General features: G+C 66.2%; 16 protein-coding genes. 10 read left to right on the top strand and 6 right to left on the bottom strand.

What is annotated here, in order from left to right; translation table 11 throughout:
* The 5 genes from IVB32_RS35155 to IVB32_RS35135 all read left to right on the top strand — a co-directional run.
* A partial coding sequence (locus IVB32_RS35155; protein WP_247412873.1) for a tripartite tricarboxylate transporter TctB family protein occupies nt 1–456 on the top strand: 456 nt, incomplete at its 5' end.
* Nucleotides 457–460: 4 nt separating this feature from the next.
* Nucleotides 461–1,975, top strand: coding sequence for a tripartite tricarboxylate transporter permease (locus IVB32_RS35150; protein ID WP_018456882.1), 1,515 nt, complete (start codon nt 461–463; stop codon nt 1,973–1,975).
* A 51-nt stretch (nt 1,976–2,026) separates the two neighbouring features.
* On the top strand, nt 2,027–3,016 hold the full coding sequence (gene meaB / locus IVB32_RS35145; RefSeq protein WP_018456883.1) for a methylmalonyl Co-A mutase-associated GTPase MeaB: 990 nt from the start codon (nt 2,027–2,029) through the stop codon (nt 3,014–3,016).
* Complete coding sequence (locus tag IVB32_RS35140) at nt 3,013–3,666, top strand: pyroglutamyl-peptidase I (protein ID WP_018456884.1); 654 nt, start codon at nt 3,013–3,015, stop codon at nt 3,664–3,666. Before meaB ends, IVB32_RS35140 begins: the two co-directional genes overlap by 4 nt.
* Before the next feature lie 103 nt (nt 3,667–3,769).
* A complete protein-coding gene (locus tag IVB32_RS35135; protein WP_018456885.1) occupies nt 3,770–5,140 on the top strand; it encodes a TIGR03808 family TAT-translocated repetitive protein in 1,371 nt (456 codons plus the stop codon).
* A gap of 27 nt (nt 5,141–5,167) precedes the next feature.
* Here IVB32_RS35135 and IVB32_RS35130 read toward each other — a convergent pair whose 3' ends face one another.
* The 4 genes from IVB32_RS35130 to IVB32_RS35115 form a co-directional block, all read right to left on the bottom strand.
* On the bottom strand, nt 5,168–5,809 hold the full coding sequence (locus IVB32_RS35130) for a TIGR03809 family protein (protein ID WP_018456886.1): 642 nt from the start codon (nt 5,807–5,809) through the stop codon (nt 5,168–5,170).
* Nucleotides 5,810–6,317: 508 nt separating this feature from the next.
* Nucleotides 6,318–8,024 carry a S8 family serine peptidase gene (locus IVB32_RS35125; RefSeq protein ID WP_026233259.1) on the bottom strand — a complete coding sequence of 569 codons (1,707 nt, stop codon included), beginning with the start codon at nt 8,022–8,024 and terminating at the stop codon, nt 6,318–6,320.
* 15 nt (nt 8,025–8,039) lie between these two features.
* The gene (locus IVB32_RS35120) at nt 8,040–8,735 is read right to left on the bottom strand and encodes a hypothetical protein (protein ID WP_026233260.1); all 696 of its coding nucleotides are present in this window, start codon (nt 8,733–8,735) and stop codon (nt 8,040–8,042) included.
* Nucleotides 8,732–9,301, bottom strand: a complete 570-nt coding sequence (locus IVB32_RS35115) for a sigma-70 family RNA polymerase sigma factor (protein WP_007593582.1) — start codon at nt 9,299–9,301, stop codon at nt 8,732–8,734. The genes IVB32_RS35120 and IVB32_RS35115 overlap by 4 nt, the downstream gene beginning before the upstream one ends.
* Nucleotides 9,302–9,734: 433 nt before the next feature.
* Between IVB32_RS35115 and IVB32_RS35110 the strand changes: the two genes are divergently transcribed.
* Both IVB32_RS35110 and IVB32_RS35105 read left to right on the top strand, forming a co-directional pair.
* Complete coding sequence (locus tag IVB32_RS35110; protein ID WP_018456889.1) at nt 9,735–10,892, top strand: GGDEF domain-containing protein; 1,158 nt, start codon at nt 9,735–9,737, stop codon at nt 10,890–10,892.
* A 63-nt stretch (nt 10,893–10,955) separates the two neighbouring features.
* Entirely contained in the window at nt 10,956–12,059 is a 1,104-nt protein-coding gene (locus tag IVB32_RS35105; protein ID WP_026233261.1) for a DUF2336 domain-containing protein, read from the top strand.
* Between the two features lie 10 nt (nt 12,060–12,069).
* Here IVB32_RS35105 and IVB32_RS35100 read toward each other — a convergent pair whose 3' ends face one another.
* Together IVB32_RS35100 and IVB32_RS35095 are read right to left on the bottom strand one after the other, a co-directional pair.
* Complete coding sequence (locus tag IVB32_RS35100; RefSeq protein WP_018456891.1) at nt 12,070–12,708, bottom strand: DUF1109 domain-containing protein; 639 nt, start codon at nt 12,706–12,708, stop codon at nt 12,070–12,072.
* A 2-nt stretch (nt 12,709–12,710) separates the two neighbouring features.
* Nucleotides 12,711–13,256, bottom strand: a complete 546-nt coding sequence (locus tag IVB32_RS35095; protein ID WP_085352255.1) for a sigma-70 family RNA polymerase sigma factor — start codon at nt 13,254–13,256, stop codon at nt 12,711–12,713.
* 293 nt (nt 13,257–13,549) lie between these two features.
* Between IVB32_RS35095 and IVB32_RS35090 the strand changes: the two genes are divergently transcribed.
* The 3 genes from IVB32_RS35090 to IVB32_RS35080 all read left to right on the top strand — a co-directional run bounded on the left by IVB32_RS35090 (nt 13,550) and on the right by IVB32_RS35080 (nt 16,757).
* On the top strand, nt 13,550–14,206 hold the full coding sequence (locus IVB32_RS35090) for a hypothetical protein (RefSeq protein ID WP_018456893.1): 657 nt from the start codon (nt 13,550–13,552) through the stop codon (nt 14,204–14,206).
* Nucleotides 14,207–14,357: 151 nt separating this feature from the next.
* On the top strand, nt 14,358–15,137 hold the full coding sequence (locus IVB32_RS35085) for an enoyl-CoA hydratase (RefSeq protein ID WP_018456894.1): 780 nt from the start codon (nt 14,358–14,360) through the stop codon (nt 15,135–15,137).
* Nucleotides 15,138–15,359: 222 nt separating this feature from the next.
* Nucleotides 15,360–16,757, top strand: a complete 1,398-nt coding sequence (locus IVB32_RS35080) for a TolC family outer membrane protein (protein WP_204510676.1) — start codon at nt 15,360–15,362, stop codon at nt 16,755–16,757.
* Nucleotides 16,758–16,786 lie beyond the last annotated feature (29 nt).

Genomic DNA, 16,786 nt, shown 5'->3' with positions numbered 1-16,786 from the left:
GTGCTCGGCACCGCAGCCGCCTATGGCGGCTGGCTGCTGCCGCCGGTACCCGGGCAGCCGGTCGGCCCCAACGTATTTCCGCTCGTGATCGGCATTGGGCTTGCGCTGTGCGGGCTCGCGATCGTGTTCGGGATCGGTCACACCTTCGAAGAGGCGGAAGAGCTGATCCCGCTCGAGGATGGCCAGGCAGCGGCTGCCCCGCCGCCTCAGGGAAAGTTGTACGGCCTGCGCGCGCTGCTGCCGCCGGCGCTGTTGCTGTTCTACGTGGTCGCGGCCGACCGGCTCGGCTTCATCATCACCGCGGCGATCATGGTCTACGTCACCTCGACCGCGTTGGGGGCAAAGTGGAAGCTGGCGCTGCCGCTCGCAGCGCTGGCGCCGTTCGCCATCCACCTCATCTTCGGCAAGCTGCTGCGCGTGCCGCTTCCCGCCGGCCTGTTGCCGACACCCTGGTGACCCCATGCTGAAAACCCTGATTGAAGCGTTCGCACTGATCTCCACCTGGGAGGTCATCATCGCGATGTTCGCAGCCTCGGTGTACGGGCTCGTGATCGGCTCGCTGCCGGGCCTGTCGGCGACGATGGCAACCGCCCTGCTCGTCCCCGTCACCTTCTATCTCTCGCCGATCGCGGCGATTGCGACCATCGTGGCGGCCTCCTCGATGGCGATCTTCTCCGGCGACATCCCCGGTGCGCTGCTGCGCATCCCCGGCACGCCCGCCTCCGCCGCCTATGCCGACGAGGCTTACGCCATGACCCGGAAGGGACAGGCCGAGTTGGCGCTCGGGGCCGGCGTGTGGTTCTCGGCCGTGGGCGGCATCGCCGGCGTGCTGTCGCTGATGATTCTGGCGCCGCCGCTAGCCGAGATCGCGCTCTCGTTCTCGACCTTCGAGTATTTCTGGCTGGCGCTGCTCGGCCTGATGTGCGCGACGCTGGTGGCGCGCTCCTCGCCGGTGAAGGCGATCGCCGGCATGTTCCTCGGTCTGCTGGTCTCCTGCGTCGGCATCGAAAATCCCGGCGGCGTGCCGCGCTTCACCTTCGGCCTCACCGATCTGTTCGGCGGCATCGAGCCGATCCCCGCGCTGGTCGGCGTGTTCGCGGTCGCCCAGGTGATGCGCGCGATGCTGACGCCCGAGCCGCCGCCGCTGCCGCGGCGCAAATTCGGAAGCATCATGGCCGGTCAGTGGAAGCTGACCAAGAAATACCATTGGCAGATGACGCGCGGGAACATCGTCGGCATCATCATCGGCGTGCTGCCCGGAGCCGGCGCCGACATGGCCGCCTGGGTGTCCTATGCGATGTCGAAGCGCTTCTCCAAGGAACCGGAGAAATTCGGTACCGGCCATGTCGAGGGCCTGGTCGAGGCCGGCGCCAGCAACAATGCCAGCATCGCCTCGGGCTGGGTGCCATCATTACTGTTCGGCATTCCCGGCGACACCATCGCTGCGATCGCGATCGGCGTGCTCTACATGAAGGGGCTCAACCCCGGACCGACGCTGTTCACCGAGAAAGCGTCGAGCATGTACGCGATCTATCTGATGTTCATCATCGCGAACATTTTGATGATCCCGCTCGGAATCGCCATGATCCGGGTTGCCGCCTACATCCTGCTGGCACCGCGCTCCGCCATCATGCCCATCATCATGCTGTGCTGCGCAGTCGGCTCGTTCGCTATCGGCAACAACATGTTCGGCGTCGTCACCGTCGCCGCCTTCGGCGTGATCGGCTATGTCATGGAAGCCAACGGTTATCCCGTCGCCGCGATGGTGCTCGGCATCGTCATGGGCACCATGGTCGAGCAGGCCTTTGTCACTTCGCTGATCAAGTCGGACGGCAGCATTTTGCCGTTTTTCGAGCGCCCCGTGGCCGCGATCCTCGCCGCCATGGCGATCGGGGCGCTGCTGTGGCCGGTGATGGTCTGGGCGTGGCGAAAGCTGAAACCGGTGCGGACCGGAGTGGCGGCGACATCCCGGTGATATCGGGCGGGCGGCCCTCGCCTGCCCCACGCGGGCGTTGTAAAGCAGGGCATGGTTGAGAAAAAGCCTTCACTGGACATCAAATCCCTCGCCCATGACCTTCGCGCCGGCAGCCGCGCGGCGCTGGCGCGGGCCATCACGCTGGTCGAGAGCCGGCGCAGCGACCATCAGGCGCTGGCGCGCGAGCTGGTGCAGATGCTCTTGCCTGACACCGGCAGAGCGCTCCGCGTCGGCATCACCGGCTCGCCCGGCGTCGGCAAATCCACCACCATCGACGCGCTCGGCATCCATCTGATCGAACAGGGTCACAAGATCGCGGTGCTCGCAGTCGATCCGTCCTCAGCCCGCAGCGGCGGCTCGATCCTCGGCGACAAGACGCGGATGGCCCGGCTCTCGGCTTCCGACGATGCCTTCATCCGACCCTCGCCGTCCTCGGGCACGCTCGGCGGCGTCGCGGCCAAGACACGCGAGGCGATGCTGCTGTGCGAGGCGGCCGGCTTCGACGTCGTGCTGGTCGAGACCGTCGGCATCGGCCAGTCCGAGACCGCGGTCTGCGACATGACCGATTTCTTCCTGGCCTTGATGCTGCCAGGCGGCGGCGACGAATTGCAGGGCATCAAGAAGGGCCTGGTCGAACTCGCCGACATGATCGCGATCAACAAGGCCGACGGCGACAATCTCAAGCGCGCCAACATCACCGCCGCCGATTATCGCGGCGCGCTGCATATCCTGACGCCACGCTCCGAGCACTGGCATCCGCCGGTCGAGACCTATTCGGCGCTGACTGGCGACGGCATTGCGAAGATCTGGCAGAAAGTCCTCGATCACCGCAAGGCGATGAATGCCTCCGGCGACTTCGCCGCACGGCGGCGCGAGCAGCAGGTGAAATGGATGTGGTCGATGCTGGAGCAACGCATGCTGGCGCGGTTGCGCAGCGAGGCGTCGGTGCGAACCAAGGTCCGGAAGATCGAGACCGAGGTGGCCGACGGCCATCTCACGCCGGCGCTCGCCGCCGAAAAGATCCTGGAGTTGCTGCAATGAGCGACAAGCTCCGCGTTCTCCTCACCGCCTTCGGCCCGTTCCCCGGCGCGCCCTACAATCCGACCCAGCCGCTGGTCGCCCGGCTGGTGCAATTGCGCCGTCCCGCACTCGACGATGCCGCGATCTCCAGCCACATCTTCCCAGTCACCTATGCCGCGGTGGACCGGCAATTGCCGGAGGTGCTCGCGAAAGAGAAGCCCGACGCGCTGCTGATGTTCGGCCTCGCCGCACGCACGCCCTATCTGCGCATCGAGAGCCGCGCGCGCAACGCCGTCACCATGCTCTGGCCCGATGCCGCCAACACCCGCTCGAGCAAGCGCGGCATCGCCGGTAATGCGGACGCGCTGATTTTCGGCCCGCACACCGCAAGGCTGCTGCGCGCCGCCCGCCTCACCGGCATCGACGCGCGGCCCTCGCGCGACGCCGGCGCCTATCTCTGCAATTACCTGAGCTGGCGCGCGATCGAAAACGTCAGGGGCGGCGGGCCAAAGCTCGCCGCATTTATCCATATTCCCCTGCTCGCGCGCAGTGGCGCCGTGCGCCGCAAGGGCGCGCCGCGGATCACGCTGGAGGAACTGGTGGACGCCGGGGAAGCGATGCTGATGGAGATGGTACAGTTGGCACGGAAGGCTCGGAACACGACTGTGTAAACATTTAACCCTACCGCGAACAATCCTCACGGCCCCAGCCGCGCGGTCCCGTTTTTGCGCTACCTAACCGCTGCGGACCCCCGCGTCCGCCGGAGGACGCGTCATGGACCTCAATCGCCGCCATCTCATTGGAGCATCGACCGCAGGCCTCGCCGGCGCGCTCGCGATACCAGCCGACGCCGCGCGTGCGGCGCCGCTGACGTCGCTGCTCGGCCGCGATGCCACGCAATATGGCGTGCGGCCCGGCAGCAGCGAGGATCAGACCCGCGCGCTCCAGCGGGCGATCGACGAGGCTGCGCGGGCGCAGATGCCGCTAGCGCTGCCACCCGGCATCTACCGCAGTGGGTTGCTACGCTTGCCAAACGGCGCGCAACTGATCGGCGTGCGCGGCGCGACAAAATTCGTCTTCACCGGCGGGGCCTCGGCGATCCAGAGCGACGGCTCCGATGCAATCGGCCTTTCCGGCATCACCTTTGACGGCGGCGGCATTCCGCTGCCGACGCGGCGCGGGCTGATCCAGATCCTCGGCGGACGCGACGTCCGCATCACCGATTGCGCGATCACCGGCTCCGGCGGCAGCGGCATCTGGCTCGAGCAGGTCTCCGGCGACATCTCGGGCAACATCTTTACCAACATCGCGGTGACGGCAGTGGTGTCGTTCGACGCCAGGGGTCTCAGCGTCTCCCACAACACCATCACCGGCACCAACGACAACGGCATCGAGATCCTGCGCACGGCCATCGGCGATGACGGCACGCTGGTCACCGATAACCGCATCGAGGACATCAAGGCCGGCCCCGGCGGCTCCGGCCAGTACGGCAACGCCATCAACACGTTCCGCGCCGGCAACGTCATCGTGCGCGGCAATCGCATCAAGAACTGCGATTACTCCGCCGTGCGCGGCAACTCGGCCTCGAACATCCACATCACCGGCAACAGCGTCAGCGATGTGCGCGAGGTCGCGCTCTATTCGGAATTCGCTTTCGAGGCCGCGGTGATCGCCAACAACATTGTGGACGGCGCCGCGGTCGGCGTCTCCGTCTGCAATTTCAACGAAGGCGGCCGCATCGCCGTGGTCCAGGGCAACATCATCCGCAATCTGATCCCGAAGCGGCCGATCGGCACCGCGCCGGATGACGATGCCGGCATCGGCATCTACATCGAGGCGGATTCATCTGTCACCGGCAACGTGATCGAGAACGCGCCGTCCTACGGCATCGTCGCCGGCTGGGGCAAATATCTCCGCGACGTCGCGATCACGGGCAACGTGGTCCGCAAGGCACTGGCCGGCGTCGGGGTGTCCGTCGTGCCCGGCGCCGGCACCGCGCTCGTCAACAACAACATGATCTCGGAAACCCCGCGCGGCGCCGTGGTCGGGCTCGATCATGCGCGCGCCGTGACGTCCGATCTGTCGGTGGACGGCGCCCAGCGGTTTGCGCAATTGGTGGTCGGCGGGAATGCGGTGCGGCGATAGCTGCCGCTGCTCGCCTCCTCCCGAACGCTAGAACGCGTTCCGCAGCAGTGGATACTTCGCTTCGAGCCCGTCGAGGCTGAAGGTGAACTCAACCAGGCGCTCGGGGGCTGCGACAATTTCGGCTGCCGGCGGAGAGAACTGCGGCAGAAGCGCCGCCATCGCAGCCAGCGCCTTGGGCGCTGCCGTCGCGGCCGGCACCTTGGGCCCCGTCATCGCGACGGGCGCGGTGGGCGGCGCCATGGCAGCCGGCACTTGGAGCGGTGCCATCGGGGCAGGCGCGGCGACCCGCGCGGCCGGGGCTTCGGAGATGTCGGCGAGAACGCCCGGCTTGGGATCGAGCCTGACCGGCACGGCGGTCTCCGGGACGATGTGCACGGCCTTCGGTTGCACTGTCTGCGCCTGCTGCTCGCGCGGAAACATGCGGGGCATGGTCGCCGGCGACCAGCCGAATGCGGGCGACACGCTCGCGGCCGCCGTGGCGACGTCAGCGCCGGTGGCAAGGGCGCGCCAGGTCTGGACGGCGAGCTTCGCTTCCTGGATGTTTTCGAGAAATGCGATCTCGGAGTGATAGCGGCGCCAGCGCCCGGTCTCGAACATCTCGGAGAGATGCACCAGCCGCTGCTCGGCGAGAGCGCACCAGCGTGCCGCAATGTCGCGGCCAATAGCCACGTCGCGAATAGCCTCTTGGCGATGTGTCATAAATCAGCCCGTCAGGAGAAAATACGGACGCGACGCAACGCACACGAATCAATTTAGACGCGACGTGAATATTTTGTGGAAAAGTTTTGACTTGTCCAGCAACGACGATGTTTTCGTCGCCAAACTCCGTAGTCGTGCGGAGATTCAAGCGGTTTTGGAGTCAAGCTTCGCACAAGCATAGCGCGCTTGCGGCGTGCCGGCGGAGCAGTGGCGATGAGTGAGCCACGATCTCTCAACCGGAAGCTGATCTCGCGCAGGCTTCGAGGGATTGGACGCCCAAAAAGAAAAGACCCGTCCGGGGGGACAACCGGACGGGTCGAGCCATATGGGCGCTTGGGGTGGATGGGCGCTCGCGCCTGATATGACTTATGGGGAGGGATAACCGCTCCCACATAATTTGGTCGTGGCAGCGGGCCGAACGTTCAATGCGGCGTTTGATTTTTCAACCTTCGCGCCGCGCGCAAAGTTGTCGCAGCCGCTATCGCGTCGCCGGCCTATCCGCCTGAGAAACCGTGGCTTTATCCTCGGTGCTCGACAACGAGGGTTGCTCTAATGCGCGGATGCCAGGCTCGTCGCGACGCTTCTCGATATCTTCACGTTTTGTTGTACCGGATGCGGCCGCGACCGGCGTCGCGCCGGCGGCGGGAACGGCCATGACCGCGGCAAACGCGTCGGCCCCGCCATCGCCGAACAGATCATCACGCCCGGGTGAACCGAGGTCACGCGCCGTCTTCGCCAGCGTCGTGCGCAGCGCTTCCGGCTTCAAGGCGGAGTTGCGCTCGAGCAGCAGCGCTGCGACGCCGGAGACATACGCGGCCGAGAACGAGGTGCCCGACGTCATCTGGTATTTGCCGTCAGGCGCTGGCAGGAAGATATCGACGCCGGGAGCCGCGACCGCGATGTAGTTGCCACGGTTGGAGGCGGTGAACAGCCGGTCCTGCTGGTCGGTTGCGCTGACCGCGATCACGTTGGGATTGGCGGCCGGATAGAGCGGCGGCGACTTCGCGCCGGCATTGCCGGCGGCTGCGATCAGCACCAGGCCACGCGCGGCGGTCGCCGCGATGGCCCGCTCGATCACCGCGTCTTTGGGACCGGCAAAGCTCATGTTGACGATCTGCGCGCCGTGCTCGGCGGCATAGTTCAGAGAGCGCAGGATGATGTAGGACGAGCTCTCGGCCCCGCCGGTGGTGCCGCCGAAGGCGCGGATGGCGATGATGCGCGCCTCGGGCGCGCTGCCCATCAGCTTGGCATGCGCCACGATGGCGCCTGCAATGCCGGTGCCATGAATGTGCGGGCCTTCGGCGCTACCGAGCGCATCGAAATTATCGGCAATGGAATTGGCAAGTTCCGGATGTCGGGCGTCGATGCCGGAGTCGATCACAGCAACCGTCACATTGGCGCCATGCGCGAGAGTATGTGCCTGCGGCAGGCGGAGCTTGGCCAGCGCATATTGCGCGGGATCTCCCTCGGTCGGCACCGACGATTTCTGGTCCTGAAGCAGGTAGCGGAAGTTCGGCTGGACCGAACGCACGCTGCCGTCGGCCGCGAATTCACGCCGCACCGTCGCGGAGGGCCGGCCGTCGGTGATGCGGAACAGTCCGAACGTCGCCCCGATCAGCGGAAAATTCTCGGAGGACACGCGCGTCAGGCCATGGCGACGCGCAAGCTCGTCGGCCTCGGTCGACGACAGCCCGCCATCGATCTCGGCGACGAATTCGTCGGCGAAGGTACGCAAATCCGCGGCGACGGGCGCGTTGTTGCCGCGCCGCTTTCCGGCGGTCTTCTTGCCCGATTTGCCCGAGCCATCGCCGCCTGCGTTCTGCTGCGCCAGGCATTCGCCGGCGGCGTCGCGATCGGGCGCGGTACAGGCGGGATAGAGGTTCGGGGAGTAGCGCGCATAAGGCAGCACCGGCGTCGGCCCCATCCGCGCCGAAATCCTCGTCGTCACGATCGGACCGGGACCGCGGCCGACGGCCACCGCTCTGGCTGCAACGCCCGGACTGACGCGTGCGGCGATGCCAGGAGAAATGGTCGGCATTCGGGAGGGGACGCTGATCGTCGGCGTGCGCATGATCGCCTGCGCCTGCGCAACCTCGACGCCGAGACAGGCGGCGAGCAAAAGCGCGGCTGCGACCGACGAAGCGCAGACCCCGGCTCTTACTCCACTTTCGGACTTGCGCGTCATCAGCTTGGAAGCGCCTTACGGCGCCGCGACGGCGAGGTTGACGAACTTCTCGCGCTGCATCTTGCCAAGCAGCGAGTTGAGTTCGTCACGGCTCATCGCCTTGTCGAACTGGAGGCGGAACATGCCGCCCTTGGCATCACCGATGATCGAAGCCTGGTAGCCGTCGAGCAATGCGGTGATGTCGGCGACGCGCGCCTCGGGCGTGAAGCGTACCAGCGCGCGCGCTGGCGGGACGGTCGTGCCGAGGTCGCGTGTGATCGGAGCGCTGGTCGAAAGCGAAGCAGTCTGGAAGGTCGCAGTCTGGGTCTGCGTCAACACCGCGCCGATGATTCCGGCTTGCAGCACGAGGGCCATGGCGCCAAGGCTCGCCGACCAGGCGAGAGTGCGCGGCGACAGGCTCGCAAAGAAGGTGGCGATGCGCGCCGACAGCGGCAGCGAACCGGCCGCCCGCGCGGGCTCGGCGTCGATCGCCGCGAACAGCTTCTGCATCGCGCGCGCCGACGGAGCACCCAGGCTCTCGTTCAGATGAATGGTCTCTTCATACTCGCCGCGGATCGCGGCATATTGCTTCGCGAGCTCGGGATCGCGCGCTAGCGCCTCGTCGACGCGGCGCGCATCGCGCGGGTTCAGCGTGCCGGCGGCGTGCCACGGCAGCAGCAGTTCAATTTCACCGGGCTCTTGCTCCAGCATCTTCTTGCTCAAAGCCATCATGGCCAGCCTCGCTCAATGCCGGCTGCCTTCAGCAGTTCGGCCAATTTCTTGCGCGCATAGAACAAGCGCGTCTTCACAGTGTTCTCCGGGATGCCAACGATTTCGGCCACCTCTTCCACGGATTTCTCGTGGTAGTAGACGAGATCGACGATTTCCCGATGATCCGGCGAGAGGCCCGTCAGACACTCCCGCAACGCTTCACTGGTATCCTTCTTCTGCACCGCCGTTTCCGGATTGTCGGACGTGTCCTCGATCGCGTTCGCGGCGTCGTCGTCCAACTCAAAATCCTTCCTGCGCCGAAGCGCAGACAGGGCCTTGAATCGGGTAATGGCCAGCAGCCAGGTGGAAACGGCGGATCGGCCCTCGAACTTGCCGGCTTGACGCCAGACGTCGAGAAATACCTCACTGATGAGGTCTTCCGCCGCCTGCTCGTCCCGCACGAGCCGAAGGCCGAACCGATACACCCTTACATGGTGCCGCCCGTACAGCACCTGCATGGCGAGCCGGTCGCCTTGAGCGATCCTGGCGATCAGGATCTCGTCCGAAGCCGCTTGTGTCACGCTCAAAGGCCGTCTCGCAAGATTGGTCGGGTCGATGCGGCAGACGGTTCGACGGGAGGGGTAAAATTGTTCAGCCTACCGCAGTCATACGGGAGGCTGTGTGATCTACCCCACATACGCGAAATTTCCTTTTGCCACCCGCGGCTGGGCGCCGCGCTCAAGAACGGTAACATAGTAATGAAGCACTTTCCTGAGCAATGCCGTCCAGCATAGAGAAGCCGACGTGCATGGAACCTTAGCAGCCTAGCACGACATATGTCTTCCGAAGCCCTGCTTTGGCTCGACCGCGTCGCACACGACGCCTCACGGCCGGCAAATTCCTCGGCCGCTCGACGTCCCCGCTCCTGCGCTGCACAGCGTGGATTCGGTTTCGAAGGATACCAAACCTAAAGGCTTGCCACGTAGATTTTTGGGCTGACATCCACCATTGGGCGGGACCATGAGCACGGCTGCGACGTCCTTTCCCGAGAGGAATGCCGCTGAGGCCGCGGATCTCGCCCTGACGACCGCGGCTGCGGCACCCGAGGTCCTGGCGCGCCGGATCCGGCAGCGGCGCCAGATGTATGTCGGCCAGGTGGCGAGCTACTCGCTCGGCGCCTCCGTCCTGCTGCTCTACGCCTATGACGGCGTCATCTCCATGGGCGTTCCGTCACTGTTCTGGCTCGGCGGCCTTCTGACCATCGGAACCTTCACCGTGCTGTCGGAAGCGGGCTTCGGCGACCGGTTCGAGGATCATTACCTCACCGTCTTCCAGATCTCGGCGCATATGTCGCTGCAGCTGCTGTTCCTGCTCGCGGTGCCGACAGTCGGAGTTGCGTTCCTTGCCGTGCTGTTTCTGATCTTCGCCTTCGGCACGCTTCGTATGACATCGAGCCAGGCGATGCTCACCTGGGGCCTCGCCACTTGCGGGCTCGCCTTGGTCTTCCTCGCCTCGGACTTGCCAATCGGACTGCCGGTTACGACCCAGCTGCAACGGGCCGCCTCGATGCTGTGCTTCGTGCTGGTGATTGGCCAGTGCGCCTTCCTCGGCCTGTTCGGCGCCACGCTGCGCAAGATCCTGTACCGGCGCAGCATCGAGCTGAAGGCCGCCTATCAGCGCATCGAGGAGCTGGCGGAGCTCGACGAACTCACCGGCTCCTACAACCGCCGCTGCATCATGCGGCTTCTCGACGCCGAGATCGAAAAATCGCGGCAGACATCGACCCCTTGCGCGATCGCACTCATCGATCTCGACTGGTTCAAGCGCATCAACGACGCCCATGGCCATCCCGTCGGCGACGAGGTGCTGCGCACCTTCGCAATCACCATTTTCGCCAACATCCGCCCGGCCGACTGCTTCGGCCGCTACGGCGGCGAGGAATTCTTGCTGCTGCTGCCGGGGACGGACGGCGATGCGGCATCGCGCACGCTCGATCGGCTGCGCGGCATCGTCGCCGATCTGGACTGGAGCGCATTCTCCCCGGGCATGCGCGTGACCATTTCCGCGGGCGTCGTGACGCTGCGCGACAACGATACCGCCGACACGTTTCTCGTGCGCGCCGATAGCGCGCTCTATTCCGCCAAGGCACAGGGGCGCAACCGCATTGCAACCAGCTGATCAATCCATTTTCTCCCGGCGCGACCGAAGCCGCTGCCGGGCCGAACGCGCCAGGACAGGGCAATGAGATCTAAATCCGCCAAATCATCCGAGAATCTGCTCGAGGAATTGCAAACCGCGCTCTCGCACGGCACCGTCGCGCACCGGGTCGAGACGCTGCGCCGCGTCACAGATCTCTTCGTGGGCAACGCCTCGGACTATTCCGACGACCACGTTCGTGTGTTCGATGACGTGTTCCAATGCCTGATCGAGCAGATCGAGACGTCCGCCAAGGCGCTGCTCGCCGACCGCCTCGCACCGATCGCGGCTGCGCCGCCGAAGATCATCCGCACGCTCGCGCTCGACGAGGTGATTGAGGTTTCCGGCCCGGTGCTGTCGAAATCCGAACGGCTGGACGAGGAGATCCTGATCGAGATCGCGCGCACCAGGGGTCAAGCCCATCTCAAGGCGATCTCGCTACGGCGGGTGCTGTCGGAAGCGCTGACCGACGTGCTGGTGACCCGCGGCGACGAGGACGTGGTGCAATCGACCGTCAGCAATCCGGGTGCGCAACTGTCGGAGGGAAGTCTCGCCGACCTCGTGACCCGCGCCGAGCGTGACGACGACCTCGCCAGTTGCATCGGCCTGCGGCCCGACTTGCCCCGCCATCATTATTTGAAGCTGGTCGCAAAGGCCTCCTTGGCCGTGCGCAGGAAGCTGGAGGCCGCGCACCCCGAGTTCGCGGACGACGTGTCCAGCGTGGTCCAGGAAGCGGCCCAGCGAATCCGCGCCGCCAGCATGACCAGGCAGACCGAGAGGGCGCGCGCGCTGGTGAAGTCGCTGCATGAGGACGGCCGCCTCACCGAGCTCCAGGTCGCCACCTTCGCGGAGCAGGGCAAGTTCGACGAGACCAATGCGGGGCTCGCGGCGCTTGCGGGCGTCGCAGTCGAGACCGCCGAGACCATGATGATCGAAAGCCGGATCGAGGGCGTGATGATCCTCGCCAAGGTCGCGGCCATGCAATGGTCGAGCGTCCGCGCCATCATTGCCCTGCGCGAGAAGCTCTCAGGCGGCTCGCAGACCGACATGCTGACGCTACGCGACGCTTACGAGGCGCTGCGCAGCTCGACCGCGCAGCAGGTGCTGCGCTTCCACCGCATGCAGCAGGGCGCGACGCCGGCGGCGTGAAGCCGGCGAGCTAGTAGCGTAGGACCCTCGCCCCCACGAGCGCGCCAATTGCCGCCACCAACGCGGTGGCGAGCGTGTACCAGGTCGCGACGAACAGCGGCGAGTCGTCGGTGCAGTGTGAAGCGTACAGCGTCGCGGCGAGCCCGGCCGACACCAGGCCGGCGAGAGCCCCGGCGAGCGCCGGATGGGACGGCGCGCCGTGACGCAGGCCGAACAGGGCCCCAGCAAGCAGCGGCAGCGACATCGCAGGGATTGCGAACAGGCATACCCTGGAATTCTTGCCCACCAGTCGCATCGTCATCGGCATGGCCGGCGCCATCATCGCCTCGCTGCCGATCGCCACCGCGAGCAGCCCGACCGGCAGCAGCAGTAGCCAGCCCCAGCCACGCAGCAAGGCCTCGGGACGCGACAGATGCAGGCTGACGATGATCGCCGGGATCGCGAGCGACAGCGTGACCGCGAACTTCATGTCGAAGAACGGGTTGTGCATCGCGCTCATCACGTCGTGACGCACACCGAGAAAGGTGGCGAAGATCAGGATCGACAGCGGCGCAGCGACCAGCAGCGCCATGGTCAGCACCGCGCCGACGCGCGGCGGACGATGGGCGTTGTCGGCCGCGAGCGAGCGAATGAGTTGATCGGTGTCCATGACTACTGGTCCCGCAGTTTGGCAGTCAGCGCGGCAAGTCCGCGATGTAGCGCGACCCGCACCGCGCCCTCGCTCATCGAATATTTCACCGCCGTGTCCTTGATCGACGTGCTGTCGACCGCGATCGACTGCAACACGTCGCGCTGGCGCTGCGGCAGCGTATTGAGCTGGCTGGCGACTTCGCCGGCCGAGACCGTCTCCTGCGGCGCCTCGCCCGGCAGGGTCTCGGCGAAATCGTCGATGTTGACGAAGATCCGCCTGCCCCGTCGCCGCAGCATGTCGATCAGCTTGTTGCGGCCGATCGCAAACAGCCACGGGGCGAAGGGGGCTTCGCTGTCCCAAGTGTGCCGCTTCAGATGCACCGCCAACAAAATCTCCTGCACGATATCCTCGGCCTGGTCGGGAGGCTGCCCGGCCCGAGCCAGGCCGCGCCTCGCGGCAGCGCGCAGCACAGGCGTGACCGCCTTCAACAGGCGATGATACGCCGCGTCATCGCCTGCCATGGCCGACCGCATCAGGCCGGTCCACTCGTCCTCACGTCCGCGCACGCGCGCCCCTCACCATGCAATTCGGCCGCTCTTTCAGTTTGTTACGCTGGCATCAGCCAGATCACGAATTCGTGATCTTGCTTGGCCACGCGACCGATGCGGCCGTCAGGATCTGCGACGGCTCATAACACCGATCGGTCCAGTCCGCACCCCGCGGCCGGCTGCGAAGGCAGCGGTTTTGCCGCGCTTTTGCCCGGTGTGGCCCGAAGATTCCCATTTTCTGCCCCGCTGTGGTCACGCCCCAGGGTCTCTGTTCAGTCCCGGGACGGGCGGAATTTGGGGAGATCGTCAACATGATGAAAGCCAGCGGGCGCGCGGCCCTGATTCTCCTGGCCGGGCTTTTCTTGCTGTTCGGGGGCGTTGCACAGGCGGCGCCGAATTCAGCCGCAAGCAGCAAGTCGGACAGCGCGGGCAAACAGGCCGACACGGTCAAGCCGACCAAGCAGCGGCATCACACGTCGCGTCACCGCGACAACACCAAGACGGCAGAAAAATCCGACGACAAGGCCGACAAGAAGGACGCCGCGGCAACGGCCGATGAGACGAAGGCCGACAATCGTGACGCGCCGACCTCGAGCCAGATGCCGCCGGAAATCGCCAACGCCAACGCGCAACTCGCCGCCGCCGATACGCCGACCGCGGCTGCCGCTTCCGCAATGACGGGCCGGGCCAACGACAACGTCCAGGCCGCGGCCGATAATACCGCCGCCCCGAACGCCGAGAGCCAGGTCGTCGCACCCGATCAGCTCAACGACATCGACCGCGCCCTGCAACAGGACAACACGCCGGCGCAGAGGGCGGTGATCGACGCGCAGCCGCGTCCGGCGCCGGTGATGGCAAGCAGCCAGCAGAGCTCGGCCTGGGACCAGAGCTCCCTGATCGGAAAAATCTTCATCGGCGTCGGCACGCTGCTGACGCTGGCCTCCGCCGCGCGTATGTTCATGGCGTGATTTTGGCCTGATCGCCGGCCCGCGGGACCTGGTCCGGAACGCGCATCTGGCCGCGTGTTCCGGCCGTCCTCGCGCCGATGGCTTTGCGGCCTCTTGAAGCCCACCGCGCGAGCGGGCACATTGCCCGCTCAACCAAAAGCGTGGGTGGAGCATGAGCACGTTCGAACACATCATCGTCGAAAGCAAAGGCGCGGTCGGCATCATCAAGCTGAACCGGCCGAAGCTGCTCAACGCACTCTCCTTCGGCGTCTTCCGCGAGATCGCCGCGGCCGTCGACGATCTCGAAGCCGATAACGCCATCGGCTGCATCGTCGTGACCGGCAGCGAGAAGGCGTTTGCTGCCGGCGCCGACATCAAGGAGATGCAGCCGAAAGGCTTCATCGACATGTTCTCGGAGGATTTTGCCGCGATCGGCGGCGATCGGGTCGCGCGCTGCCGCAAGCCGACGATCGCCGCGGTCGCAGGCTATGCGCTCGGCGGCGGCTGCGAGCTCGCGATGATGTGCGACTTCATCATCGCCGCCGACACCGCCAAATTTGGTCAACCCGAAATCACGCTCGGCACCATCCCCGGCATAGGCGGCACCCAGCGCCTGACCCGTGCGATCGGCAAGTCCAAGGCGATGGACCTTTGCCTCACCGGCCGCATGATGGATGCGGCCGAAGCCGAGCGCAGCGGCCTGGTCAGCCGCATCGTTCCCGCCGACAAGCTGATGGACGAGGTGATGGCCGCGGCCGAGAAGATCGCCGCGATGTCGCGGCCCGCGGTCGCGATGGCCAAGGAAGCGGTCAACCGCGCCTTCGAGACCACGCTCGCCGAGGGCATGAGCGTCGAGCGCAACCTGTTCCACTCGACCTTCGCACTGGAGGACCGCTCCGAGGGCATGGCGGCGTTCATCGAGAAGCGGAAGCCGGTGAACAAGAACAGGTAAAGGCAGGCGAGCGGTCAGCCTGGTGTAAGGCTCTGCCGCTTTCCCGCAGAATCCCTGTGACGTGCCTGCAACAAGCACGGAATACATGGGGGTTTCCCCCGCGGCAGTTTGCCTGCGGGACCTCGGCTGGTTAAACAGCTAAGAGAGCCGCCGTCGGCGGGGGCGGACAGCCGGGATTTGCGGGATTACATGATTGGGCGTGCCGCCAGAGCTGGTCGCGTGATGACGCGGCATCGATCGGGCGTGGCTCCTGTGCTCGCGACATGGACCACGCTGGCGCTGTGTTGCGCCCTGCCCTCGGCCGCACGGGCGGAAGCGCTGCCGGAGGCGCTCGCCAAGGCCTACCAGACCAATCCGCAACTCAATGCCGAGCGTGCGCGGCAGCGCGCCACCGACGAGAACGTGCCGCAGGCGCTCGCCGGCTACCGGCCACAGATCGTGGCAAGCCTCAGCGCCGGGTTGCAGTCGGTGCGCAACCTGCTGCCCGACAACACCATCCAGACCGCCAATCTGAAGCCATGGATCATCGGCGTCACCGTGTCGCAGACCCTGTTCAACGGTTTCCGCACCGCCAACAACGTGCGCGCCGCCGAACTCCAGGTGCAGTCTGGCCGCGAGGCGCTGCGCAACGTCGGCCAGGGTGTGCTGCTCGACGCGGTCACCGCCTACACCAATGTCCTCGCCAACCAGTCGCTGGTCGAGGCGCAGCGCTCCAACGTCGCCTTCCTGCGCGAAACGCTCTCGGTCACCCAGCGGCGCCTCAACGCCGGCGACGTCACGCCGACCGACAGCGCCCAGGCCGAGGCGCGGCTCAACCGCGGGCTTTCCGATCTCAACGCCGCGGAAGTCGCGCTGGCGGTGAGCCAGGCGATCTACGCGCAGGTGATCGGCAATGCGCCGTCGCAGCTTCGGGCCGCCGAAGTCGTCGACCGCTATCTGCCGAAGAGCCGCGAAGACGCGCTGACGATGGCGATCCGCCAGCACCCAGCGGTGATGGCGGCGGGCTTCGACGTCGATGTCGCTTCCACCAACATCCGCGTCGCCGAAGGCGCGCTGCTGCCGAGCGCCAGCGTCCAGGGCAGCGCCAGCAAGAGCCGCAACAACGACCCGACGCTCGGCACCTTCGCCGAAGATCAGGCCTCGATCGTCGCCAATGTCACCGTGCCGATCTACGACGGCGGCCAGGCCGCCGCACAGACCCGGCAGGCCAAGGAAATCAGGGCGCAGAGCCGGCTCGTGCTCGATCAGGTGCGCAACCAGGCGCGCACGGCGGCGGTCAGCGCCTGGGTTGCCAATGAAGGCGCCAAGATCGCGGTCTCGGCTTCGGAGTCCGAAGTGAAGGCGGCGACCGTCGCGCTCCAGGGCGTGCAGCGCGAGGCCGCCGGCGGACAGCGCACGACGGTGGATGTGCTGAACTCGCAGGCCGATCTGATCCAGGCCAAGGCCCGCCTGATCGGCGCCAATCGCGACCGCGTGATCGCTTCCTACACGCTGCTCAGCGCCGTCGGCCATCTCGACGTCAAGACCTTGAGCCTGAACACGCCGGACTATCTGCCCGAGGTGCACTACCAGCAGGTCCGCGACGCCTGGCACGGCCTGCGCACGCCATCGGGGCAGTAGTTTCAATCGTCTGGCTTGGTGCCGATGAA

The organism is Bradyrhizobium sp. 23, assembly GCF_023073295.1.
GTDB classification, from domain to species: Bacteria; Pseudomonadota; Alphaproteobacteria; order Rhizobiales; family Xanthobacteraceae; genus Bradyrhizobium; species Bradyrhizobium canariense_D.
The sequence above is the reverse complement of the archived record's forward strand: the minus strand, read 5'-3'. Positions and strand labels throughout refer to the sequence as shown.